The sequence below is a fragment of the Prescottella sp. D32 genome (assembly GCF_037287305.1).
GTDB classification, from domain to species: Bacteria; Actinomycetota; Actinomycetes; order Mycobacteriales; family Mycobacteriaceae; genus Prescottella; species Prescottella equi.
Genome location: NZ_JARBSW010000001.1, coordinates 527,235 through 548,069, shown reverse-complemented (window position 1 = coordinate 548,069; position 20,835 = coordinate 527,235). Strand labels below are relative to the sequence as shown.

Sequence of the window (20,835 nt, the reverse complement as noted above, 5' to 3'; positions counted from 1 at the left end):
ATGAGTACGGACACCGCCGCCATCACGCGCCTCCCTCAGATCCTCGAGGCTCAGAAACGTGCTGCGTCCGAACAGGGAACGCCGTCGGCCGACGAGCGCCGCGCCCGCCTGCAGAAGATGATCGACCTGCTGGTCCGCTACCACAAGCCGCTCACCGAGGCGATCGACGCGGACTTCGGTGGGCGCCTCGTCGCGTTCTCGATCATGAACGACATCCTCGGAGCCATCACGTCGCTCAAGCACACCCGAGACTCCCTCGAGTCGTGGATGGAAGACGAGGAGCGGCCACCGTACCCGCCGTACGACCAACTGGGCGCGAAGGCGTACATCCAGTACCAGCCCAAGGGCTCGGTCGGCATCATCGGCACGTGGAACGCGCCGCTGTTCACACTACTCAGCCCGCTGGCGTGCGCGCTCGGTGCCGGCAATCGCGCGATCCTCAAGCCGTCCGAGATCGTGCCGCAGACTGCGCAGGTGCTCGCCGACGCCGTGGCAGAGATGTTCGATCCCACCGAGGTGGCGGTCGTGACCGGCGGGCCCGAAGTCGCCGACGCGTTCACGTCGCTGCCGTTCGACCACCTCGTCTTCACCGGCAGCACCGAGGTCGGCAAGCTCGTCATGGCCAACGCCGCCAAGAACCTCGTACCGGTCACCCTGGAACTGGGTGGCAAGTCGCCGACGATCGTCGGGCGCAGCGCCGACCTCGACGACGCAGCCAACAAGATCGCAATCGCGAAGGCCACCAACTCCGGCCAGATCTGCGTCTCCCCCGACGTGGTGTACGTCCCCCGCGAGGAACTCGACACGTTCGTCGGCGCGCTCGAGAAGTCGTACGCCTCGCTCCTGCCGTCCATCACCGACAACCCGGACGTCGTCGCTGTGGTGAGCGATCGTCACCTGGCCCGGGTGGAGGCGCTGGTCGCCGACGCCCGCGACCGCGGAGCACTGATCGTCGCCACCCCGGTGGACGAGAGCTCGCCCGTCGACGGCGACCGCAAGCGTCCGCTGCGATTGGTGGTCTCGCCGCCGGCCGAGTCGAAGATCATGCAGGAAGAGATCTTCGGCCCCGCGATCATCCTGCTTCCGTACGACCAGACCGAAGATGTCATCGCGGACATCAACAGCAGGCCGAAGCCGCTGGCGCTGTACTACTTCGGCACCGACGCCGCCGAGCAGGAGGCAGTTCTCACTCGCACGTTCTCGGGCGGGGTGACGGTCAACGACATCATGATGCATCCCGGCATGCGCGACGCCCCGTTCGGCGGTGTCGGCGCGTCCGGAATGGGCCACTACCACGGGCGGGAGGGGTTTCTCGAATTCAGCCATGCCCGTACGGTTTTCGAGGCGCCCGAACACGACCCGCGAGCCGAATGGGGCACGCTGCCACCGTACGGTGAGGGCTTCCTCGCCGCGATGGAGGCGCAGGTCACCCCGTAGCGGCGACATTGCCGATCAGTGAGATGTCTCCCCGCCGCCTTCTCGGGCGGCGGGGAGAATGTGTTTCATGAGCAGTGAACTCGTAGACCGCCTGGCCCTCACCGACCTCGTCGCGCAGTACGCGATCGCCGTCGACCACCGCGACGAGCCGGCGCTGACCGTGCTCTTCGCCGACGACGCGGAACTGGTCCAGCCGGCCGGCCTGGTCCGGCGCGGCCGCAACGCCACGCTGACCGGCAACATGGGCATCGCCGCGGGGGTCCTCGAGGCCGTCGCGCATCTCCATTCCACCCGGCACGTCGTCAGCCAGCAGATCGTCGACCTCTCGGGCGACACTGCCCGCGGCCAGGTCTACGGCGAGGCCCACCACGTGTACGCCACCGAGGGTGGCCATCGCGACTACGTCGTGGCGATGCGCTACCAGGACGAGTACCGCCGCGCGGACGGCGCGTGGCGTATCTCCCGGCGGGAACTCTCGGTCGACTTCACCTACGACGTCGAGGTCGAGCTCCTGAAGTGAGAGCGCCCGCCGTCCCACGCAATCGTCGATCGAAGCAGTTCAGGAGATATTTGGCTGAGCGGAACAGGCCTTCCCCGACGGGCCGTCCGATCCTATAGTTCAGTCAAGCGATTGCTTGGGAGCTCGAGGGAGGGGCTGGACCATGACGGAGTGCTCGGCGCGACGCCGCGAGATCCTCGACGCGGCGGCCGACCTGTTCGCCCGCAAAGGCGTGGCCGCGACGACCATTCGGGAGATCGCCGACCGCGTGGGCGTCGTGTCGGGGGCGCTGTACCACCACTTTCCGTCCAAGCTCGCCATCGTGGACGAGCTCGTGGTGGGCTATCTCGAAGAACTGCAACGGCGGTACCGGGCACTCGACGCACTGACACTGGACCCGCGCGCACGGCTGCAGGCCGTCGTCGACACGTCGTTGGAACTGGCGCACGAGCGTCCACACGCAACCGCCGTGTACCAGGACGAACTCCCCCACCTACACAACCGCTCGCAGCGGACCCGCGCGAGCGACCTCGCGGACGAGATCCAGCAGGTGTGGCTCGACACGATCGAGGACGGCAAGCGGCGCGGCACCTTCCGAAACGATCTGCCGGCAGGAGTGTTCCATCGCTTCATCCGCGACTGCGTGTGGCTGTCCACGCGGTGGCACAGCGCCGACGACGCCTACTCCACCGATCGTCTCGCCGCGGACTGCGTGTCGATCTTCCTCGACGGATTCGCCGTCGATGCCGGCTGCTCCCATCACGATTCGGTGCACCACACTCCCGCTCCGGCGGCGGCGTGAAGTCTCCGACGCCCGCGCAACCGCTGGGCGGGAAGTCCGGGCCCCGGGGCCGCAACCGCGGTTAGGCTCCGGGCCGATCGAAAGCTCGCTCTTCCACACCCCGAACACGGAGGTCGAATCATGGGCACGCCCGCCACGGACAACCAGTCACCGTCGCTGACACTCACCCCGGCCGAGCAGGCGCTCGCCGTCGAGGAGATCGAGCGGGTCTTCGCCCGGCGCCTGCGGATCATGGACACCAAGCAGTGGGACCTCTACGGGTCGGTGCACACGGAGGACATCGTCAGCGAGTCCTGGGGTGCCGGCAGCAGAGTCACCGGGCGCGAGACCCTCGCCGACACGATTCGAAACACCCTGGACGGCAAGGTGTTCGTGACGAGTGTGCATCACGGACACACCCCCGAGATCGTCCTCACCTCGGACACCACCGCCACCGGCATCTGGGCCATGGAGGACGAACTGTGGTGGACCAACGGCGATGTCGAGGAACACCTCCACGGCTACGGCCACTACCACGAGGAATACCGCAAGGTGGAGGGCAAGTGGCTGATCAGCTACCGCACCCTCACCCGACTGCGCGAAACCGCGACCCCGAACTTCTACGACTACCGCGGAGCCGATACGCCTCGACGCTAGCTATGCTGTGTTCCAGGTCACCAAACAATTGCTTGGTTGATAGAATGAGACCCGAGGAAAGAGGTTGAGGCATGGGTGCGCCCACCACTGAACTGACGATGACCGCGGCCGAGCAGGTGCTCGCCATCGAGGAGATCAAGCGCGTGTTCGCGATGCGTCTGCGCGTCATGGACACCAAGCAGTGGGACCTCTACGGGCCCCTGCACACCGAGGATGTCGTCACCGAGACGTGGGCCGGGTTGCCCGGAGACAAGCAGCCCAAGTCCGACGGCCAGGCCAACCGGGCATCCGGACGCGAGCACCTGACCAACTCGATCCGGGGCATGCTCGGATCCTCGACGCACGTGACCACGGCGCACCACGGCCACACGCCCGAGATCGTCCTCACCTCGGACACCACCGCCACCGGCATCTGGGCCATGGAGGACGAACTGTGGTGGACCAACGGCGATGTCGAGGAACACCTCCACGGTTACGGCCACTACCACGAGGAGTACCGCAAGGTGGAGGGCAAGTGGCTGATCAGCTACCGCAAGCTCACCCGCCTCCGCGAAACCCACACGCCCAACTTCTTCGACTACATGGGAGCACTGTGACCACCACAGCACTGGACACGTCCGCCCTCTTCACGCCGCTCACCGTCCGGTCCCTCGAACTGCGGAACCGGATCGCGATGTCGCCCATGACCCGTCACGGGTCTCCTGGTGGCGTGCCCACCGACGAGGTCGTCGCGTACTACCGTCGCCGCGCGGAGGGTGGGACCGGACTCATCGTCACCGAGGGGGTCGCGATCGAGCATCCCTCGGCCGTCGACGCCGACACCGTTCCGGTGATGTACGGCGAAGCGGCGCTGGCGGGTTGGCGCAAGGTTGTCGACGCGGTCCACGCCGCGGGCGGGAAGATCGTCCCGCAGTTGTGGCACGTCGGGCCGCTGTTCGGCGCGATGGGCCCGGTCGGTGACGTCACCCCGATGCGCCCGTCCGGACACTGGGGCACCGTGGGCAACACGATGTACTCCGACGACTACGTCGAGCAGATGCGTCCGGTCACCGCGGCGATGTCCGAGCAGGACATCGCCGACGTGATCGCGGCCTACGCCGCGGCGGCCCGCAACGCGATCGACGTCGGGTTCGACGGCATCGCCCTGCACGGCGGTCACGGGTACCTTCTGGACGCCTTCCTGTGGGAGCCCACCAACCAGCGCGACGACGAGTGGGGCGGGGACCTGCAGCGCCGCACCCGTTTCCCGGTCGAGGTCGTGAAGGCGATCCGGAAGGAGATCGGCGAGGACTACCCGATCATCTTCCGGTTCTCGCAGCACAAGCAGCAGGACTTCGTGTCGAGGATCGCCGAGACCCCCGAGGAACTCGGTGTGGTGCTGAACGCGCTCGTCGACGCCGGTGTCGACATCCTGGATGCCAGCATCCGCCGGTTCTACGCGCCCGCGTTCGAGGGCAGCGACCTCTCGCTGGCCGGGTGGGCGAAGAAGCTGACCGGCGCCACCGTGATGGCTGTCGGCAGCGTCGGCCTCGACAGCGCGCTCAACGAGCAGGTCATCGTCGGCCTGCCGCACATGACGGACACGCTGTCGGATCTGATGCGCCGCGTGAACGAGGGCGAGTTCGACCTCGTCGCGATCGGGCGCCTGCACCTGGCGGACCCCGCGATCGCGCAGCGCCTGCGGGACGGCGACCCGATGCCGGAATTCGACCAGAAGCTCCACGCGGGCCGGCTGTACTGACGGTTCGATCACGAACGGGAGTTCACGGCACGCTTTCCTGTGGGGTGCGTGCGGTGAACTCCCGTTCGCCGTTTCAGGAGTGATCGGGCACCAGGATCGCGCGGCCCTTGATCTTTCCGGCCTCGAGCGCGTCGAAGGCGGCGACGGCGTCCTCGAGCGGAATCGTCTCGGACTCGATCGTCACGAGCCCGCGACGCGCCAGGTCGATCACCGCGCGCTGGTCCGCACGGGTGCCGGCGTAGCTCGTGCGCACGTCGGCGCCCCACGGCAGCGCGAAGCCGGTCCAGGCGAAGGTTCCGCCGCCCAGGCCCAGCACTCTCAGGGCCCCGTCGCGTCCGATGATCTGCGTGGCGATGTCGACCGTGGCCTGCACACCGACACAGTCGAAGACCGCGTCGACGCCGATGCCGTCGGTCAGTTCGAGAATCCTTCCGACGCACGACGCATCGCTGGCGAACACGTGATCGGCGCCCAATGCGGTTGCCAGTTCCAGCTTCTCCTCCGCCGAGTCCACCGCGATGATCCGGGTGGCGGTGGTGGCCGCGAGGATCTGCACCGCGGTGTGGCCGAGCCCGCCGATGCCGAGCACCACGGCCGTCGTACCGGGCCCCAGTCGGTCCCGGGCGCCGTCGATGGCGTGGTAGGTGGTCAGGCCGGCGTCGGCCAACGGCCCTGCCGTGACGGGGTCGAGGTCCCCGAGTGGTTCGAGGAAGCGGGCGTCGACCTTCATGTACTCGGCCATGCCGCCGTGCGCGGCCAGGCCCGGGCAGAGCGGCAGCCCCTGGCGTCCGGTCCCGCGCTCGCAGGAGTTCTCGCGTCCCTGCACGCATGCGCGGCACGTGCCGCAACTCCACACCAGGAACACCAGGACCGCGTCGCCTACCGCGAATGCGTCGACCCCGTCACCCAGTGCGGCAACGCGTCCGGCGGTCTCGTGTCCCAGCGTCATCGGCGGCGGCATCATGGATGCCGGGGAGTGCCGGACGTGGATGTCGGAGTGGCACAAGCCCGCACCGGCAACCTCGATCAGGACCTCACCGGGGCCGATCTCAGGAACGTCGGTGTCGACGACGGCGATCCGTCCGTGCTCAACCAGCTGCAACGCTCTCATCACGCACCTCCCCTGCAATGACGTCCACGACGGTGCCGGGGTTACCGAGATGCCTGCGCAGGAACACGATCTGGTGTTCGAGCACCCGGTCGAACCACCGCTTACCGGGGTAGACGTCGAAGTGGTCGCAAGGGTAGTGCCGCACCTCGGCCCGGGCCCTCTCGGCAGCCTTCGCCGCGGCATGCGGCGGCGCGCTGCGATCGAGATCACCGATCTGCACCAGCAACGGGGCGGTCACCTTGTCGGCGACGGTCACGGGCCGGTAGGAGCCGATCTCCAGGAAGGACCGCGCGCTGACCTCGTTGCGCCAGCTGGGTCCGGCGATGGAGCGGTAGTCCTCGTAGATGCCGGGCAGTGCGAGCGCGGCCACCTCGCCGGGACGGCCGGCGAGTGGAATCGCGACCCCCGCACCGCCGCGCGCCGACGCCACCCGGTCGCGCACCGCCGCCCACGAACTCTTCGCCAGGTGCGCGGGACTGTACTGCTTCATCGAGGCCGCCGACGCGGCTCGGGCGTCCGTGGCCGGGGTGAGCGCGACCAGCGCCGCCAGCCGGGGATCGCTCGCGCCGAGACGCAGGACGTGGCCGCCGGACAGGGAGACGCCCCACGCGACGATGCGGTCGGGGTCGACGCCGTCCGTGCGGCGCGCGGCCGCGACGGCGGCGGCGTAGTCGTCGAGCTGGCCCTGGATCGAGATCGTCTGGCGCACATCGCCACCGCTGCGTCCGAAGCCACGGTAGTCGAAGGCCAGGACGTCCAAGCCCGCCGCGGCGAGCCCTTCCGCGAAGCCCTCGAGACCGGAGTCCACCGTTCCGCCGAAGCCGTGCGCCATCACCACGCACGGTCGGCCCGCCGCGGTCAGGAACGCGTCACCCTCGCCTCGGTAGTGCCAGGCGGCGCAGGTGGTCCCCCGCACCGAGAATTCCACATCGGTCCGATTCACAATTTGCTCCCATAGATCGAGTTGAGCCACACCGCGACGAGTGCCTCGCGAGCGGTCTCGGGGGTCAATGCCTCCGGTCCGCCGCGCGACAGGCTCTCGACGGCGCGGTCGTTCATGTCGAGAAGAACCACGGCGAGGGCCCGGCTGTCCGGACCGTCCGCCGCGCGCCCCGACGTCCGTTCGGCGTCGATCACCGACGCCACCGGGTCGACGAAGCTGAAGCGGTCGTGATCCCACATCTCGCGCACCGTGGGATCCGAGTCGCGCGCATCCCGCAGGGCGCGATACAGATTCGGGTGACGTTCCCAGGTTCCGATCACCTCGGTGATCAGGCCGTCGATCATCTCCCGCGGACTGCCCTCGCGGGCGAGGTAGCCGCGTGCTCCCTCCTGCATCTCGCCGTACACCGTGCGAGACAGTGCGGCGACGGCCTTCGCCTTGTTGTCGAAGTAGAAGTAGAAGCCCGACCGGGTGACCCCCGCGGCACGCGAGATGTCGCTGATGTTGATCTCGTCGAGGGTGCGATCCTCGAGCAGGCGTTCGACGGCGTCGAGGATCGCCGCCCGGCGCTCCTCACCCTTGTTCGCCCTCCGCGTGCGGGTCTCCTCGCTGGAGGCAGGGTGACTGCTCATGGTGTCGGCCTTCCGGTCGGCTACGGCGTTGAAGTCCCCATCATGCCGGGACACCCGCGAACCGGACCGCGCCGTCTCGGCGCACCCGCTCCAGGCCGGCCGGGAGTTCCTTGGTCCGCATCTCGTGTTCGTAGATGTAGTAGTCGACCTGCTGGGTGTGTCGGGGCCGATTGTTGAAGTGCCCCACGAAGCGTTCCTCGTCGGCCTTGATCACGCGGTGCATCTCCGCTTCCGTCGGCGGCCGGTAGGTGCCGGCGAGATACGCGGCGAGAGTGCGCGCCTGGCATTCGACGAACGGGAAGAGCGTCGGGGCCGCCTGCGCGAAGCCGATGAAGGCGAGATCGTCCATCCCCGGCTTGAACATGCGCTTGTAGAGCGGGAAGTGGTTGCCGGGCGCGCTCAGGAAGTCCTCGTCGAAGAAGGGGAACGTGATGTTGTAGCCCGTCGCGTAGATGACGACGTCGAAGTCCTGACTGGTGCCGTCGACGAAATGCACGGTCTCGCCGTCTAGTCGGTCGATGTTCGGCTTCGCGGTGAGGTCTCCCGAGCCGAGGCGGATGTACAACTCCTGGGACTGCGTGGGGTGCGCCTCCCCGAAATGATGATCCGGCTTGGGCAGGCCGAAGCTCTCGGGACGACCCGACAGGAAGATCGGCCCGCGCCGCCCCATCCGGCGCTGCCACGACAGCGGGATCTGCGGGATGGTCTGGATCAGCGTGTCCGCAGGGACGCCGAACGCGTACTTGGGCACCACCCACGCGCCCGACCGCGTCGAGAGAGTGACCTTGTTCGTCAGCGTTCGATGCGACAGCTCCACCGCGATGTCGGCCGCACTGTTACCCAGGCCGACGATGAGAATTCGCTTGTCCCGCAAGTTCAGCGGCGTCTCGGGATCGATGTAGGCATGGGAATGGATCGACTCGCCCGTGAACTCGCCGGGGAAGTCGGGCAGGCGGGGATCCCAGTGATGCCCGTTCCCGACCACCAGGAAGTCGAAGCGACGGGTCTCGCCGTCCTGGGTGTGGATCTCCCACCCGCCGCCGGGCAGGTGTTCCGCGTGGTCGACACCGTTGCAGAAACTGATCCGGTCGAGCAACCCGAAAGCCTCGGCGTAGTCGTCGAGGTATCGCTTGATGTCGGTGTGGTGGGGGAAGTCCGGGAGTTCCTGGGGAATCGGGAAGTCCTTGAAGGACAGTCGCGTCTTGGACGTGTCGATGTGCAGCGACCGGTAGGCGCTCGAGTGCCCGTTCGGGTTGCCGAACGCCCAGTTCCCGCCGATCCGATCGGAACTCTCGAAGCACTCGTAGGGAATGTCGTAGTCGGTGAGCATCTTGCCGGCCGTGAGACCGCTGATCCCGGCTCCGATGATGCAGGTGGTGGGTTTCGCCATCGTGCTCCGTTCGTGGGAAGCCGCGGGGCGGGGGCCCACTCGGGGGCCACCCACCGGGCGGATGCGTGAGGTGCCTCACACCGTAGGAGCAAAATTGACACGCGTCAATAGTGCGAGATCGGCTGCCCACCGGCGCCGTTGCGGACGTTCGGGAACTAGCGGCCCTGCCACTGCGGCGTGCGCCGCTGGGCGAACGCCTCGATGCCCGCCCGGAAGTCCTCCGATGCCAGGACCGTGCCCAGCGCGTCCGCGGTGACCTCCCAGCCACGCACGTCGGCGTCCGAAACCTGCGCGTCGAGCGCCCGCAGGGTTTCTCGCACCGCGACGGGAGACGCTTCGCAGATCTCGCCGGCCATCCCGAGCGCGCCGGCGAGCGCCTGCCCCGGTTCGGCCACCTCGTTGACCACCCCGAGGGCGAATGCCCGCTCGGCCGAAAGCGTCCGGCCAGTGACGAGCAGTTCCCGCGCGACGTTGACCGGCAGCGCCCGGGGCGCGCGGAACAGCGCCCCCGACGCCGCGACGAGGCCGCGTCGCGCCTCGGGCAGACCGAACTCGGCGGAGCGGGAGGCCACGATGAGGTCGCACGCGAGCGCGATCTCGAACCCCCCGCCGAGCGCGTAGCCCTCCACCGCGGCGATCAACGGTTTGACCCGCTTGCGGCGGATGATCCCGTACTCGCCGCCACGTGGCATCCGAAGATCGGCACGTTCCCGAATGTCCGTGCCTGCGGAGAAGATTCGCTCCGTACCGGTCACGACGCCGACCCACAGGGCGTCGTCGTCGTCCAGCAGGTCGAACGCCTCCTCGAGCCCCTCCGCGGTCGCCCGGTCGATCGCGTTGCGCCGCTCCTCCCGCTCGATCCGGATCACGAGAACTCGACCGTCCCGCTCGTACCGCACCGTCATGGAACCGCCTCCGATTGCTCACTGAAACTGGACTTGGAGGCCAAAGATAGACGCTAGTCTAAGTTTCGGCAGGAGATTTGGGGATCCGCCCCGGAGGAGGTTGTATCGAATGACCGATTCGAGCGCACTCGGTCGGCGCGAGCGCAACAAGCGCCGGACGCGGGACGCACTGCTGACCGCCGCGCGCACACTGTTCGCCGCACGCGGGGTCGCCGGTACGACCGTGGAGGACATCGCCGACCTGGCGGACGTCTCCCGGGCCACCTTCTTCAACTACTTCCCCAGCAAGGACGGCCTGCTCGCAGCCCTGCACACCACCCACATGGACTCGCTCGCACGAGTGGTCGACCGCCTCCTCGAGCAGAACCTGACGACCGGGGACAGGATCGTCGGCCTGTTCGACGACTTCGTGCAGGCGACCGGGAACGTGCCCGGATACCTGCAGGCGGTGACCGGCGAACTGGAGCGCGATCTCGCATCGCCCCAGATCAGCGCGGAGCGTACGGACCGATTCGACCAGGAGATCCTGCGGCTACTCACGCCCGGAATCGAGTCCGGCGAGGTGCGCACGGACTATCCACCGCAGTTCCTCGCCCGGATGGTCGCAGCCGTCTACGTGTCGACCATCCGCTACTGGCGCCAGGATCCGGCGTACGACCTCGCCGAAGGCTTCCGCATGGCGGGATCCTACGTGGCGGAGTCCCTGGCCACGCGCGCCTGATTTGACCGAATTGGCGAAGTTTGTCCGAGATGGTCGTCCGGCAGGTAGATTCCGACTGACCGGAAGGTATCCAGGCTTCGAGCTAGGGACACGGAGGCGGCGAGATGGGGGAAAGCCGGGAAATCGTGACGCGGCGGGAACAGCGGCGGCAGCAGACGTTCGAGCGGCTTCTGCAAGCCGCGCGGGAACAGTTCAGCGCGAACGGATTCGACCGCACGACGATCGACGACATCGCGTCGACGGCCCGCGTCTCCCGGGGAACCTTCTTCAACTACTTCGACAACAAGGACGCGGTCCTCGCCGCACTGCATCAGGTCCACATGGACAAGCTGCCCGGGATCGTCGACGACCTGCTAGCGCGCGACCTCACGACGGCCGAGCGGATCGGCTCGCTGTTCAACGACGTCGTCGAGGCCGCCGTCACGCTCGAGAACTACTTCCGGGCCACCACCCGCGAGTTGGATCGCGATCTCGCGACGCCCGAGAAGAGCGCCGCCCGCACCCACCGTTTCCTCGTCGCGTTCGGGCGGATTCTCGAGGCCGGCGTCGGCTGCGGTGAAGTGCGCCGGGACTACCCGCTCGACTTCCTGTCGCAGATGCTCACCGCGGTCTACATCACCACGATCCGGCTCTGGCGCGAGAACACCATCGTCGAGATGGAACGGGACTTCGGCCGCGCGGCCGGGTTCATCGCCGAGGCGATCGCGCCCCGTCGAGTGGGAAGCCCGTCCGATCCGTAGGGGGGGAGGTCCGGACCGGACGGGCGATCGGGGGTGCTAGACGGCGTCCTGCGCCAGGTCCACGACCAGCGCGGCGCCGGTCTTCTCCTGCACCTCTTCGACGGTGACGTCGGGCGCGAGTTCACGCAGCACCAATTCGCCGTCCCGAACGTCGATCACGGCGAGGTTCGTGATGATGCGCTGCACCACGGCCCGGCCGGTGAGCGGGAGCGAGCACTGCTCGACGATCTTGGCGCCGCCATCGCGGTCGGTGTGTTCCATGACCACGATGACGCGCCGGGCACCGTGCACCAGATCCATGGCGCCGCCCATACCCTTGACCATCTTGCCCGGCACCATCCAGTTGGCGAGATCCCCGTTCCGGGAGACCTGCATGCCACCGAGGACCGCGGTGTCGATGTGTCCACCGCGAATCATGCCGAACGACAATGCCGAATCGAAGAACGCCGCACCCGGGTTCACGGTTACTGTCTCCTTGCCCGCGTTGATGAGGTCGGGATCGACCGCATCGTCCTTCGGGTAGGGGCCGGTGCCCAGGATGCCGTTCTCGGAGTGCAGAACCACCTTGACACCCTCGGGCAGGTAGTTCGGGATCAGGGTCGGCAGCCCGATCCCCAGATTGACGTACTCACCGTCGATCATCTCGGCCGCGGCGCGCGCGGCCATCTGCTCACGTGACCAGCTCATGCCGACACCGTCCGCTTCTCGATTCGCTTGTCCTGCTGACCCGCATGCACCACACGCTGGACGAACACGCCCGGAAGGTGGATCTGCGCGGGGTCGAGTTCGCCCGGCTCGACCAGCTTCTCGACCTGAGCGATGGTGACCCGGCCGGCCATCGCGGCCAGCGGGTTGAAGTTCATCGCGGTCTTGTTGAACACGAGATTGCCCTCGGTGTCACCGATCTCGGCATGGACGAGTGCGAAGTCCGCGACGATCGACTCCTCGAGCACGTACGTCTTCCCGCCGAACTCACGGGTCTCCTTGGCAGGCGACGCGACCGCGACCGAGCCGTCGGCGGCGTAACGCCACGGCAGACCGCCCTCGGACACCGGGGTGCCGACGCCGGCCGGCGTGTAGAACGCGGGGATCCCGGCGCCACCGGCACGCATCCGCTCGGCGAGAGTGCCCTGCGGGGTCAGTTCCACCTCGAGCTCCCCCGAGAGGTACTGCCGCGCGAACTCCTTGTTCTCACCCACGTACGACGCCGTGACACGCCGAATCTGACCGGCCGACAGCAGGATTCCCAGACCCCAGTCGTCGACACCGCAGTTGTTGGAGAACACCTCGAGTCCGGTCACGCCGCGCTCGGCGAGCCCGCCGATCAGGGCGCTCGGGATGCCGCACAGCCCGAATCCACCGACCGCGAGCGAGGACCCGTCGGCGATGTCCGCGACGGCCTCGGCCGCGGTCGCGTAAACCTTGCTCATCGCACATCACCGGTCGCGGGCAGGATGCGGGCGCGGACCTCGCCGAAGCCGATGCGGCCACCGTTCGCTCCCGGGGCGGTTGCCGAGATCGCGATCTCGTCGCCGTCCTGGATGAACGTGCGCTGCTCACCGGCGACCTCGACGGGTTCGGCTCCACCCCAAGTCAGTTCGATGAAGGCGCCTCGTTGATCCTTGTCCGGGCCCGAGATGGTGCCGGATCCGAACAGATCACCGGTGCTCGCCGCCGCGCCGTTGACGGTGGTGTGCGCCAGCATCTGTGCAGGCGACCAGTACATCTGTGCGTAGGGCGGGCGGGAGACGACGTCGCCGTTCCACTCCACCGCGAGATCGATGTCCAGGCCCCACTTCTCGTCGCCCTGCAGGTACGGCAGCGGAGTCGGGTCCTGCACGGGGGTGTCGATGCGGGCAGCCTCGAGCGCCAGCAGCGGGACGACCCACGGGGAGATGGACGTCGCGAAGCTCTTGCCCAGGTTCGGGCCCAGCGGGACGTACTCCCACGCCTGGATGTCGCGGGCCGACCAGTCGTTGAGGATCACGGCACCGAAGCAGTGCTCGGCGAACTCGTCCGGAGTGATCGAGGAACCCATCGGCGAACCGACACCGACGATGAAGCCCATCTCGGCCTCGATGTCGAGACGAATCGACGGGCCGAACGACGGGACCGCGTCGGCCGGCGCCTTGCGCTGACCACACGGGCGCACGATGTCGGTGCCCGACACGACGACGGTGCTCGACCGGCCGTGGTAGCCGACCGGCAGGTGCTTCCAGTTCGGCATCAGCGCAGCCGAATCCGGGCGGAACAGGCGGCCCAGGTTGGTCGCGTGGTTCTCCGAGGCGTAGAAGTCGACGTAGTCCGCGACCGCGATCGGCAGGTGCATGGTGACGTCGTCGACCGAGAACACCGCGTCGTCGGCGATCTCACCGGTCACCAGTTCGGTGATCTGCGTACGGACCTCGACCCAACGCGCACGGCCCTGGGCCATGAATGCGTTGAGCGTCGACTGGGCGAACGTGTCGTCGCCCAGCGCCTTTGCGAGGTCGACGACGCTGTCGCCGACACGCACACCCACCCGCGGGCCCGCGTCGGCGGTCGAGAACACGCCGTAGGGCAGGTTGTCGACGCCGAACAGGGAGTCGGCGGGGATCGAGATGACGGTCATGCGAGGGGTCCTTCCTCGGTCGAGGTGGAATCCACCGAGCCCGTAGGCGCGGAGGGCTCGGTGGATGATCGGGGCACCAGTCCGAGGCCGACCAGTTCGGTCAGCGGATCGCTGATGCTGCAGGTGCCGAAGGACCGGAAGTTCGCGCGCAGCGCGTCCACGGCCTCGGCCGACAGTCCCGCCAGCGCGCCGGCGAGAGCAGTTCCGTCACGGTCGGCGAGCGTCGCGGCGATCTCCTCGACAGTCGCGCCATCGGTTGCCCGATGCGTGGCGAGCATGAGGTTGAGAAAGCCGTGCTGCTCGAAGCCCGTGTCCGGGTCCGTGTTCCGGACAGCGTGGTGCAGGCCTGCGGTCGCCTTGAACCGCACACCCGACGTCGCGACGGTGTGGATCGCGGCGGCCAGTTCGGCCTCGTCGGGGTACGCCGTCGCGACGACGCCGCCGGTGCGGAACTTCGCGGAGTACGGCGTGCCGACCAGTCCGGCCAGGATCGCGGGGCGACGGTCGTCACGCGGAACCTCGACGAAGATCTCCACACCCGGCGCGGCCGCGGCGATCTCACCGAGAGCGGTGAGGAGCGCGTCCGGCGCCTGCCCGTCGGGGACGCCGATCTCCATCGCGACCAGCTTCACGCCGTCCATCGACCGCAACTGCTCGAGCGCCGCCGGAACGGCGTCGGTGCCGGCGGGCACGGTCAGGCTCAGCTCGAGCTCGCCGTCCTGCTGCGCGACGATGGCGGGCAGCTCACCCAGACGGGGCGCCGGGAACACGAACGGCCCCACCAGCGCAGCGTGGTCACTGCGCTCGTGCGCGAGGTGCGCGGGCACTGCGGCGTCCATCGGCGCGTTCCCCGGGGGGAACAGCGCGGCGTCGTCGCACAGCCCGGCCAGCAAAGGAGAAATAGTCACTTGTTCGGCCCCCGTCCGGACCAGGACCACGCGTAGGCCTGGTCCTCGCACGCCAGCGCACCTTCACCGAGTTCGAGCGGGCGGAAGGTGTCGACCATGACCGCCAGCTCGTCGAAGAACTCGACGCCGATGCTGCGCTCGTACGCGCCGGGCTGCGGGCCGTGGGCGTGGCCGCCGGGATGGATCGAGATCGAACCCTGGCCGATGCCCGAACCCTTGCGGGCCTCGTAGTCGCCTCCGCAGTAGAACATGATCTCGTCGGAGTCCACGTTCGAGTGGTAGTACGGCACCGGGATCGACAGCGGGTGGTAGTCGACCTTGCGGGGCACGAAGTTGCAGATGACGAAGTTGTTGCCCTCGAACGCCTGGTGCGCCGGCGGCGGCTGGTGCACGCGTCCGGTGATGGGCTCGTAGTCGGAGATGTTGAAGGTGTACGGGTACAGGCAACCGTCCCAGCCGACGACGTCGAACGGGTGGTTGGGGTACACCATGCGGGTGCCGACGATCGCTCCCCCGGCACGATGCTTGACGAGGACCTCGACGTCCGTGCCCTCGGCGATCAACGGCTCGGTGGGGCCGTGCAGGTCGCGCTCGCAGAACGGCGCGTGCTCGAGGAACTGGCCGAACTTCGACAGGTAGCGCTTGGGCGGAACGATGTGACTGTTCGCCTCGATTGCGTACGCGCGCAGCGGTTCCGATCCCTGGGGCACCCAGCGGTGGGTGGTCGACATCGGGATCAGGACGTAGTCGCCCGGGCGGGCGTGCAGGGCGCCGAACACGGTCTCGACGATCGCCTCGCCGGACTCGACGTACACCATCTCGTCGCCGAGCGAGTTGCGGTACAGCGGCGACTCCTTGGCGGACACCACGTACGACAGGCGCACGTCGGCGTTGCCCAGGATCAGCCGGCGGCCGGTCACGACATCCGTCTCCGCCCAGATCTCCTCGGGGAAGAGGTCGTGCAGCTTCAGGTGCCGCGGCTTGAGCGGGTGATTGGGGGTGGTGGTCTGGTCGCGCAGCTCCCACACGGTCGCGTCGACGATGGCCGACGGGATGTGGCGGTGGTAGAGCAGCGACGAGTCGGAGGAGAAGCCCTCCTCGCCCATCAGCTCCTCGAAGTAGAGCCGGCCTTCCTCGTCCCGGTGCTGGGTGTGACGCTTCGGCGGAATGTTGCCGAGCTGTCGGTAGAACGCCATGACCGGCCTCCTGAGGTACTCGCGCCCGATCTCGGGCTGTGGTCGTCACCGTCGGCGGGACAGCAGCGCGGCTGCGATGAACACGGCCGCCGGTCCCCGTCCGAGGTTAGTAAACAGATTAACTAGTTTCCGGGCGTGAGCGCAACCACACGAGCGGTCTCGTCCCCCGACGCCCACCTCCCCCTCCGCCGGCACCCCGCTATCCCGCCGCCCCGCCCCTCGCGTTTTGCGCACTTAGCGCGCCCTCGCGCCCTCCCACCCCGCGTTTTGCGCACTTAGCGCCGCGCGGGGACGCGCCCGGACAGCATCAAGTGCGCAAAACGCGGGAGCAAGAAGGGGGTTGGGGGACGCGTCAGTTGCGGCCGCGGACGTCGAACTGGCTGCGGTTGGTGATCAGCTTGTCGAGCAGCATGACGAGAATGTGCTGCTCAGCCTCGGTGAGCACGCTCACCCAGGCGTACTCGCGCTCGTTGTGTTCGCGGTAGGTCGCCGCCATCTCGGTGCGCCCCTGCTCGGTGAGCGACAGCTGCACCGACCGGCCGTCGCGCGCGTCCGGCGATCGCTCGATCAGACCGCTCGCGACCAGCGTCTTCGCCAGATTCGACACCGCGGCACGGCTCATGCCGGTGAGCTTGGCGGCGCTCTTGGGTTCGATGGGCCCGGCCAGCCACGTGACGAACAGCAACCGGAACGCCGACCACGACAGCCCGCGCGGGCGATGTACCGACGATTCCAGGTCGTACGTGACGACGTTCGCCGCTCGGTTGAGGGTCAGTAAAACCTGCGTGGCCAGTTGATGGGTGGACCCGAACTCCGTGCTCAGACGCGTATTGGCAAGGTCGATGAAGGACCAGAAGTCGAGCGACCCGGGGGCCGGCGTCGCCGAACCTTCCGCCGCCTGCGCGCTGCGCCCCTCGTCGCCGTTCATCCGGCCACCCTATCGCGGCAGCCCAGCGCCCCGCGAAGGACGAAAAGTCGTACAGCATCCACCTAAATAGTATATCTGTTAACCATTTCGGGAGCTGCGGTTTGCCGCTGAGCTGACGGCGCAAGGGACCTTCGACCCTACGTTCGGCCCTGTGCGCCAATGGGTTACCCATACGCGGCTTAAAGTCTGTACAAAGGACCGAGACCAGCGAAAGCGGCGCCCACGACCGGGGCGCGACGACCCCCCGAACAGGATGAACATGAGCACACTGCAGACCCTCGATCGCGGGCTGCGTGCACTCGACGTCGTCGCACAGTCCGCCGCCGGCATCTCGGTCGCCGACCTCGCTCGCGAACTCGATGTGCACCGCGCCATCTGTTACCGGATCGTCGCCACGCTCGAGGCGCACGGACTGGTCGCACGCACCGCCGACGGCCGAATCCGGCTGGGCGTGAGTGCCGCCGTCCTCGCGTCCCGGTTCGAACCGCAGTTCGCCGGTGACGTCCAGCCGATCCTGCATCTGCTCGCCAACGAGACCCGCGCGACGGCCTTCGTCTCCGCAGCCCAGGGCGAGAACTGCGTCGTCATCCTGGTCGCCGAACCGGAGGGGACGCTCCTGCGCGTCGCGTACCGAGTCGGCAGCAGTCATCCACTCGACCGCGGCGCCGCCGGGATCGCGATCCTGGCGATGCGCCCGGAGAAGCCGACCGACTCCGACGAGGTCTGCCAAGCGCGGGCCGACGGCTTCAGCCTCACTCGCGGACAGCTCGAGCACGGCGCGGTCGGCATCGCGACGGGGATCCGCCTGCCGGACGGCGTCGGCGCCACCACCGGACTCGAGCGCAGTGTCGGCGTCGTGGCGATCGACGGCCTCGACACCGAGCGGGCCGCCGGCGCGGTCCAGCGCACCGCCCGCCAGATCGAGCGGCTCATCACCGTCTGACGCGACGCGTCCGACGACGCCCCACCCACCTCCACACCCGGCAGCACCCGCACCTCGCGAGTGCCGCCTCTCGCGTTTTGCGCACTTAGCGCGCCGAAACCGGCCCCTCACCCCGCAACAAGTGCGCAAAACGCGAGGGAGACGGGGCCGCGACTAGCGATAAGTGCGCAAAACGCGAGGGGGGACGAAACCCTGTGGCGGGGGGCGGATTCCGGGGAGCATCGACCCGAAGTAACAGACCACTTACGTCGTTACTGAAGCCGCACTTGACCTCGAATGTGACCGCACTTACTCTGTGCGAAGTTCGCTCACCGCTACAGGTTGTGCGTTATTAGTAACTTCGCAGTTCGAGCGAGTTTCAGAGCAACGGAGATTCAAGTCATGAGCGCGTGCCCGATCGATCACAAGGCCCTCCAGAACATGGGATGCCCGGTTTCCGCGAATGCCGCTGCCTTCGATCCCTTCACCGGTCCGTACCAGGTGGATCCCGCGGCCTCGCTGCGCTGGTCGCGCGACGAGGAGCCGGTCTTCTACAGCCCCGAGCTCGGCTACTGGGTGGTCACCCGGTACGAGGACGTCAAATCCGTCTTCCGCGACAACATCCTGTTCTCGCCGTCGATCGCACTCGAGAAGATCACCCCGGTCTCGGAAGAGGCGACGGCGACGCTCGCCAAGTACGACTACGCAATGGCGCGCACCATGGTGAACGAGGACGAGCCCGCGCACATGCCGCGCCGCCGAGCGCTGATGGACCCGTTCACACCCAAGGAACTGGTCCACCACGAGCCGATGGTCCGCCGCCTCACCCGTGAGTACGTGGACCGGTTCATCGACACCGGCCGCGCCGACCTGGTCGACGAGATGCTGTGGGAGGTACCGCTCACCGTCGCCCTGCACTTCCTCGGCGTGCCGGAGGAGGACATGGACGAGCTGCGCAGCTACTCGATTGCGCACACCGTCAACACGTGGGGCCGCCCCGCGGTCGAGGAGCAGGTCGCGGTCGCCGAGGCCGTGGGCAAGTTCTGGCAGTACGCCGGCACGGTGCTCGAGAAGATGCGCAAGGATCCGTCCGGCCACGGCTGGATGCCGTTCGGCATCCGCGTCCAGCAGGAGCAGCCGGACGTCGTCACCGACTCGTACCTGCACTCGATGATGATGGCGGGAATCGTTGCGGCGCACGAGACCACGGCCAACGCCTCGGCCAACGCCTTCCGTCTACTGCTCGAGAACCGCAGCGTGTGGGAGGAGATCTGCGCCGACCCGAGCCTGATCCCGAACGCGGTCGAGGAGTGCCTGCGCCATTCCGGTTCGGTGGCCGCGTGGCGCCGACTGGTCACCGACGACACCACCATCGGCGGCATCGACATCCCGAAGGGATCGAAGCTGCTGATCGTCACCTCGTCGGCCAACCACGACGAGCGACACTTCGACAATGCCGACGATTTCGACATCCGCCGCGAGAACTCCAGCGACCATCTGACGTTCGGTTACGGCAGCCACCAGTGCATGGGCAAGAACCTCGCCCGCATGGAGATGCAGATCTTCCTCGAGGAGTTCACCAAGCGCATCCCGCACATGGAGCTGGTCCCCGACCAGGAGTTCACCTACCTGCCGAACACGTCGTTCCGCGGACCGGATCACGTTCTGGTGCAGTGGGACCCGGCAAAGAATCCGGAGCGCGCCGACCCGTCGATCCTCGACGCGCGGCAGCCCGTGAAGATCGGTGAGCCGTCGAAGACCAACATCTCGCGGACCGTCACGGTCGACGCCGTCACCCCGGTCGCCGACGGCGTCGTGCGCGTGACACTGTCCGATCCGTCGGGCAAGCCGCTGCCCAAGTGGACGCCGGGCTCGCACATCGACGTCGAACTGGGTGACCTGTCCCGGCAGTACTCGCTGTGCAGCGACCCGAACGATCTGTCGCACTACGAGATCGCGGTGCTCGAGGAGCCCGAGAGCCGCGGCGGATCGCGCTACGTGCACCGCACCCTGCAGGCCGGGCACACACTGAAGATGCGCGGCCCTCGCAACCACTTCAAGCTCGACCCCGACGCGCAGCGCTACGTCTTCGTGGCCGGGGGCATCGGCATCACTCCGGTGATCGCGATGGCCGACCACGCCAAGGCCACCGGCAAGGACTACGAGATCCACTACTGCGGGCGTGACGTCGCGACCATGGCGTTGCTCGACCGGCTGACGGCCGATCACGGCGACAAGGTCGAGATCCACTCGAGCGCCGCCGGCAACCGCCTCGACATCCCGGCCCTCCTCGCAACCCCCGTCGACGGCACCCAGATCTACTCGTGCGGACCGGAACGCTTGCTCACCGCCCTCGAGGAGGCCACCGCGCACTGGCCCGAGGACTCACTGCACGTCGAGCACTTCACGTCGAACCTGGCCACGCTCGACCCGGCCAACGAGCACGCGTTCGAGGTGGAGTTGCGCGACTCCGGCCTGACCATCCAGGTCGCTGCCGATCAGACGGTGCTCGACGCCCTGCGCGCGTCGAACATCGACATCCAGAGCGACTGCGAGGAGGGGCTGTGCGGATCGTGCGAAGCCCCGGTCCTCGACGGTGAGGTGGACCACCGCGACATGGTGCTCACCAAGACCGAACGGGCACAGAACAAGTCGATGATGACGTGCTGCTCGCGCGCGTGCGGCAAGAAGATCAGTCTCGCCCTCTGATCCC

At 67.8% G+C, this 20,835-nt stretch carries 21 protein-coding genes; 10 read left to right on the top strand and 11 right to left on the bottom strand.

Annotated elements, in window-relative coordinates:
- The 6 genes from PSS76_RS02545 to PSS76_RS02520 all read left to right on the top strand — a co-directional run bounded on the left by PSS76_RS02545 (position 1) and on the right by PSS76_RS02520 (position 5,115).
- Positions 1 to 1,437 (top strand): coniferyl aldehyde dehydrogenase, encoded by a 1,437-nt coding sequence (locus PSS76_RS02545; protein WP_081206017.1) that lies wholly within the window; start codon positions 1 to 3, stop codon positions 1,435 to 1,437.
- Positions 1,438 to 1,504: 67 nt separating this feature from the next.
- Positions 1,505 to 1,957, top strand: coding sequence for a nuclear transport factor 2 family protein (locus tag PSS76_RS02540; protein WP_064078499.1), 453 nt, complete (start codon positions 1,505 to 1,507; stop codon positions 1,955 to 1,957).
- 142 nt (positions 1,958 to 2,099) lie between these two features.
- Positions 2,100 to 2,738: a TetR/AcrR family transcriptional regulator gene (locus PSS76_RS02535; protein ID WP_013417454.1), complete on the top strand. Its 639-nt coding sequence runs from the start codon at positions 2,100 to 2,102 to the stop codon at positions 2,736 to 2,738.
- A 120-nt stretch (positions 2,739 to 2,858) separates the two neighbouring features.
- Positions 2,859 to 3,374: a nuclear transport factor 2 family protein gene (locus PSS76_RS02530; RefSeq protein ID WP_081206018.1), complete on the top strand. Its 516-nt coding sequence runs from the start codon at positions 2,859 to 2,861 to the stop codon at positions 3,372 to 3,374.
- A 71-nt stretch (positions 3,375 to 3,445) separates the two neighbouring features.
- The gene (locus tag PSS76_RS02525; RefSeq protein WP_005517089.1) at positions 3,446 to 3,970 is read left to right on the top strand and encodes a nuclear transport factor 2 family protein; all 525 of its coding nucleotides are present in this window, start codon (positions 3,446 to 3,448) and stop codon (positions 3,968 to 3,970) included.
- Positions 3,967 to 5,115: an oxidoreductase gene (locus tag PSS76_RS02520; RefSeq protein WP_005517087.1), complete on the top strand. Its 1,149-nt coding sequence runs from the start codon at positions 3,967 to 3,969 to the stop codon at positions 5,113 to 5,115. The genes PSS76_RS02525 and PSS76_RS02520 overlap by 4 nt, the downstream gene beginning before the upstream one ends.
- 73 nt (positions 5,116 to 5,188) lie before the next feature.
- Here PSS76_RS02520 and PSS76_RS02515 read toward each other — a convergent pair whose 3' ends face one another.
- From PSS76_RS02515 to PSS76_RS02495, 5 genes are all read right to left on the bottom strand, one after another.
- Positions 5,189 to 6,226, bottom strand: a complete 1,038-nt coding sequence (locus tag PSS76_RS02515; protein WP_084845968.1) for an NAD(P)-dependent alcohol dehydrogenase — start codon at positions 6,224 to 6,226, stop codon at positions 5,189 to 5,191.
- Positions 6,204 to 7,154: an alpha/beta hydrolase gene (locus tag PSS76_RS02510; protein WP_221286272.1), complete on the bottom strand. Its 951-nt coding sequence runs from the start codon at positions 7,152 to 7,154 to the stop codon at positions 6,204 to 6,206. Before PSS76_RS02510 ends, PSS76_RS02515 begins: the two co-directional genes overlap by 23 nt.
- 11 nt (positions 7,155 to 7,165) lie before the next feature.
- Entirely contained in the window at positions 7,166 to 7,801 is a 636-nt protein-coding gene (locus PSS76_RS02505) for a TetR/AcrR family transcriptional regulator (protein WP_221285762.1), read from the bottom strand.
- Positions 7,802 to 7,841: 40 nt separating this feature from the next.
- The gene (locus tag PSS76_RS02500) at positions 7,842 to 9,191 is read right to left on the bottom strand and encodes a flavin-containing monooxygenase (RefSeq protein ID WP_221285763.1); all 1,350 of its coding nucleotides are present in this window, start codon (positions 9,189 to 9,191) and stop codon (positions 7,842 to 7,844) included.
- Between the two features lie 155 nt (positions 9,192 to 9,346).
- Complete coding sequence (locus PSS76_RS02495) at positions 9,347 to 10,096, bottom strand: enoyl-CoA hydratase-related protein (RefSeq protein WP_005517080.1); 750 nt, start codon at positions 10,094 to 10,096, stop codon at positions 9,347 to 9,349.
- A gap of 109 nt (positions 10,097 to 10,205) precedes the next feature.
- On the opposite strand from PSS76_RS02495, the gene PSS76_RS02490 reads away from it, so the two are divergent.
- Both PSS76_RS02490 and PSS76_RS02485 read left to right on the top strand, forming a co-directional pair.
- Positions 10,206 to 10,817: a TetR/AcrR family transcriptional regulator gene (locus PSS76_RS02490; RefSeq protein ID WP_081122269.1), complete on the top strand. Its 612-nt coding sequence runs from the start codon at positions 10,206 to 10,208 to the stop codon at positions 10,815 to 10,817.
- Between the two features lie 125 nt (positions 10,818 to 10,942).
- Positions 10,943 to 11,557 carry a TetR/AcrR family transcriptional regulator gene (locus PSS76_RS02485; RefSeq protein ID WP_226347548.1) on the top strand — a complete coding sequence of 205 codons (615 nt, stop codon included), beginning with the start codon at positions 10,943 to 10,945 and terminating at the stop codon, positions 11,555 to 11,557.
- 36 nt (positions 11,558 to 11,593) lie between these two features.
- Here the strand turns inward: PSS76_RS02485 and PSS76_RS02480 are convergent, their stop codons facing one another.
- The 6 genes from PSS76_RS02480 to PSS76_RS02455 all read right to left on the bottom strand — a co-directional run bounded on the left by PSS76_RS02480 (position 11,594) and on the right by PSS76_RS02455 (position 17,200).
- Entirely contained in the window at positions 11,594 to 12,244 is a 651-nt protein-coding gene (locus PSS76_RS02480; RefSeq protein ID WP_084957083.1) for a CoA transferase subunit B, read from the bottom strand.
- Entirely contained in the window at positions 12,241 to 12,987 is a 747-nt protein-coding gene (locus PSS76_RS02475; RefSeq protein ID WP_221285764.1) for a CoA transferase subunit A, read from the bottom strand. The genes PSS76_RS02480 and PSS76_RS02475 overlap by 4 nt, the downstream gene beginning before the upstream one ends.
- On the bottom strand, positions 12,984 to 14,168 hold the full coding sequence (fahA, locus tag PSS76_RS02470; RefSeq protein ID WP_069855456.1) for a fumarylacetoacetase: 1,185 nt from the start codon (positions 14,166 to 14,168) through the stop codon (positions 12,984 to 12,986). Before fahA ends, PSS76_RS02475 begins: the two co-directional genes overlap by 4 nt.
- On the bottom strand, positions 14,165 to 15,076 hold the full coding sequence (locus PSS76_RS02465) for a hypothetical protein (protein ID WP_013417465.1): 912 nt from the start codon (positions 15,074 to 15,076) through the stop codon (positions 14,165 to 14,167). Before PSS76_RS02465 ends, fahA begins: the two co-directional genes overlap by 4 nt.
- The gene (locus tag PSS76_RS02460; RefSeq protein WP_005517062.1) at positions 15,073 to 16,272 is read right to left on the bottom strand and encodes a homogentisate 1,2-dioxygenase; all 1,200 of its coding nucleotides are present in this window, start codon (positions 16,270 to 16,272) and stop codon (positions 15,073 to 15,075) included. Before PSS76_RS02460 ends, PSS76_RS02465 begins: the two co-directional genes overlap by 4 nt.
- 352 nt (positions 16,273 to 16,624) lie before the next feature.
- Positions 16,625 to 17,200 carry a MarR family winged helix-turn-helix transcriptional regulator gene (locus PSS76_RS02455; protein WP_337455817.1) on the bottom strand — a complete coding sequence of 192 codons (576 nt, stop codon included), beginning with the start codon at positions 17,198 to 17,200 and terminating at the stop codon, positions 16,625 to 16,627.
- Between the two features lie 259 nt (positions 17,201 to 17,459).
- Here PSS76_RS02455 and PSS76_RS02450 point away from each other — a divergent pair, with 259 nt between their 5' ends.
- Positions 17,460 to 18,143 (top strand): IclR family transcriptional regulator, encoded by a 684-nt coding sequence (locus PSS76_RS02450; RefSeq protein WP_037085916.1) that lies wholly within the window; start codon positions 17,460 to 17,462, stop codon positions 18,141 to 18,143.
- A 381-nt stretch (positions 18,144 to 18,524) separates the two neighbouring features.
- Positions 18,525 to 20,831: a cytochrome P450/oxidoreductase gene (locus tag PSS76_RS02445; RefSeq protein WP_064059376.1), complete on the top strand. Its 2,307-nt coding sequence runs from the start codon at positions 18,525 to 18,527 to the stop codon at positions 20,829 to 20,831.
- Positions 20,832 to 20,835 lie beyond the last annotated feature (4 nt).

What these genes read in the sequence shown, in the direction of transcription:
- PSS76_RS02535 (WP_013417454.1), top strand. Translation starts at nt 2,100, where the DNA reads ATGACGGAGTGCTCGGCGCGACGCCGCGAGATCCTCGACGCGGCGGCC.
- PSS76_RS02495 (WP_005517080.1), bottom strand. Translation starts at nt 10,096, where the DNA reads ATGACGGTGCGGTACGAGCGGGACGGTCGAGTTCTCGTGATCCGGATC.
- PSS76_RS02460 (WP_005517062.1), bottom strand. Translation starts at nt 16,272, where the DNA reads ATGGCGTTCTACCGACAGCTCGGCAACATTCCGCCGAAGCGTCACACC.
- PSS76_RS02515 (WP_084845968.1), bottom strand. Translation starts at nt 6,226, where the DNA reads ATGAGAGCGTTGCAGCTGGTTGAGCACGGACGGATCGCCGTCGTCGAC.
- PSS76_RS02540 (WP_064078499.1), top strand. Translation starts at nt 1,505, where the DNA reads ATGAGCAGTGAACTCGTAGACCGCCTGGCCCTCACCGACCTCGTCGCG.
- PSS76_RS02500 (WP_221285763.1), bottom strand. Translation starts at nt 9,191, where the DNA reads ATGGCGAAACCCACCACCTGCATCATCGGAGCCGGGATCAGCGGTCTC.
- PSS76_RS02525 (WP_005517089.1), top strand. Translation starts at nt 3,446, where the DNA reads ATGGGTGCGCCCACCACTGAACTGACGATGACCGCGGCCGAGCAGGTG.
- PSS76_RS02475 (WP_221285764.1), bottom strand. Translation starts at nt 12,987, where the DNA reads ATGAGCAAGGTTTACGCGACCGCGGCCGAGGCCGTCGCGGACATCGCC.
- PSS76_RS02530 (WP_081206018.1), top strand. Translation starts at nt 2,859, where the DNA reads ATGGGCACGCCCGCCACGGACAACCAGTCACCGTCGCTGACACTCACC.
- PSS76_RS02490 (WP_081122269.1), top strand. Translation starts at nt 10,206, where the DNA reads ATGACCGATTCGAGCGCACTCGGTCGGCGCGAGCGCAACAAGCGCCGG.
- PSS76_RS02545 (WP_081206017.1), top strand. Translation starts at nt 1, where the DNA reads ATGAGTACGGACACCGCCGCCATCACGCGCCTCCCTCAGATCCTCGAG.
- PSS76_RS02450 (WP_037085916.1), top strand. Translation starts at nt 17,460, where the DNA reads ATGAGCACACTGCAGACCCTCGATCGCGGGCTGCGTGCACTCGACGTC.
- PSS76_RS02505 (WP_221285762.1), bottom strand. Translation starts at nt 7,801, where the DNA reads ATGAGCAGTCACCCTGCCTCCAGCGAGGAGACCCGCACGCGGAGGGCG.
- PSS76_RS02445 (WP_064059376.1), top strand. Translation starts at nt 18,525, where the DNA reads ATGAGCGCGTGCCCGATCGATCACAAGGCCCTCCAGAACATGGGATGC.
- fahA (WP_069855456.1), bottom strand. Translation starts at nt 14,168, where the DNA reads ATGACCGTCATCTCGATCCCCGCCGACTCCCTGTTCGGCGTCGACAAC.
- PSS76_RS02480 (WP_084957083.1), bottom strand. Translation starts at nt 12,244, where the DNA reads ATGAGCTGGTCACGTGAGCAGATGGCCGCGCGCGCCGCGGCCGAGATG.
- PSS76_RS02455 (WP_337455817.1), bottom strand. Translation starts at nt 17,200, where the DNA reads ATGAACGGCGACGAGGGGCGCAGCGCGCAGGCGGCGGAAGGTTCGGCG.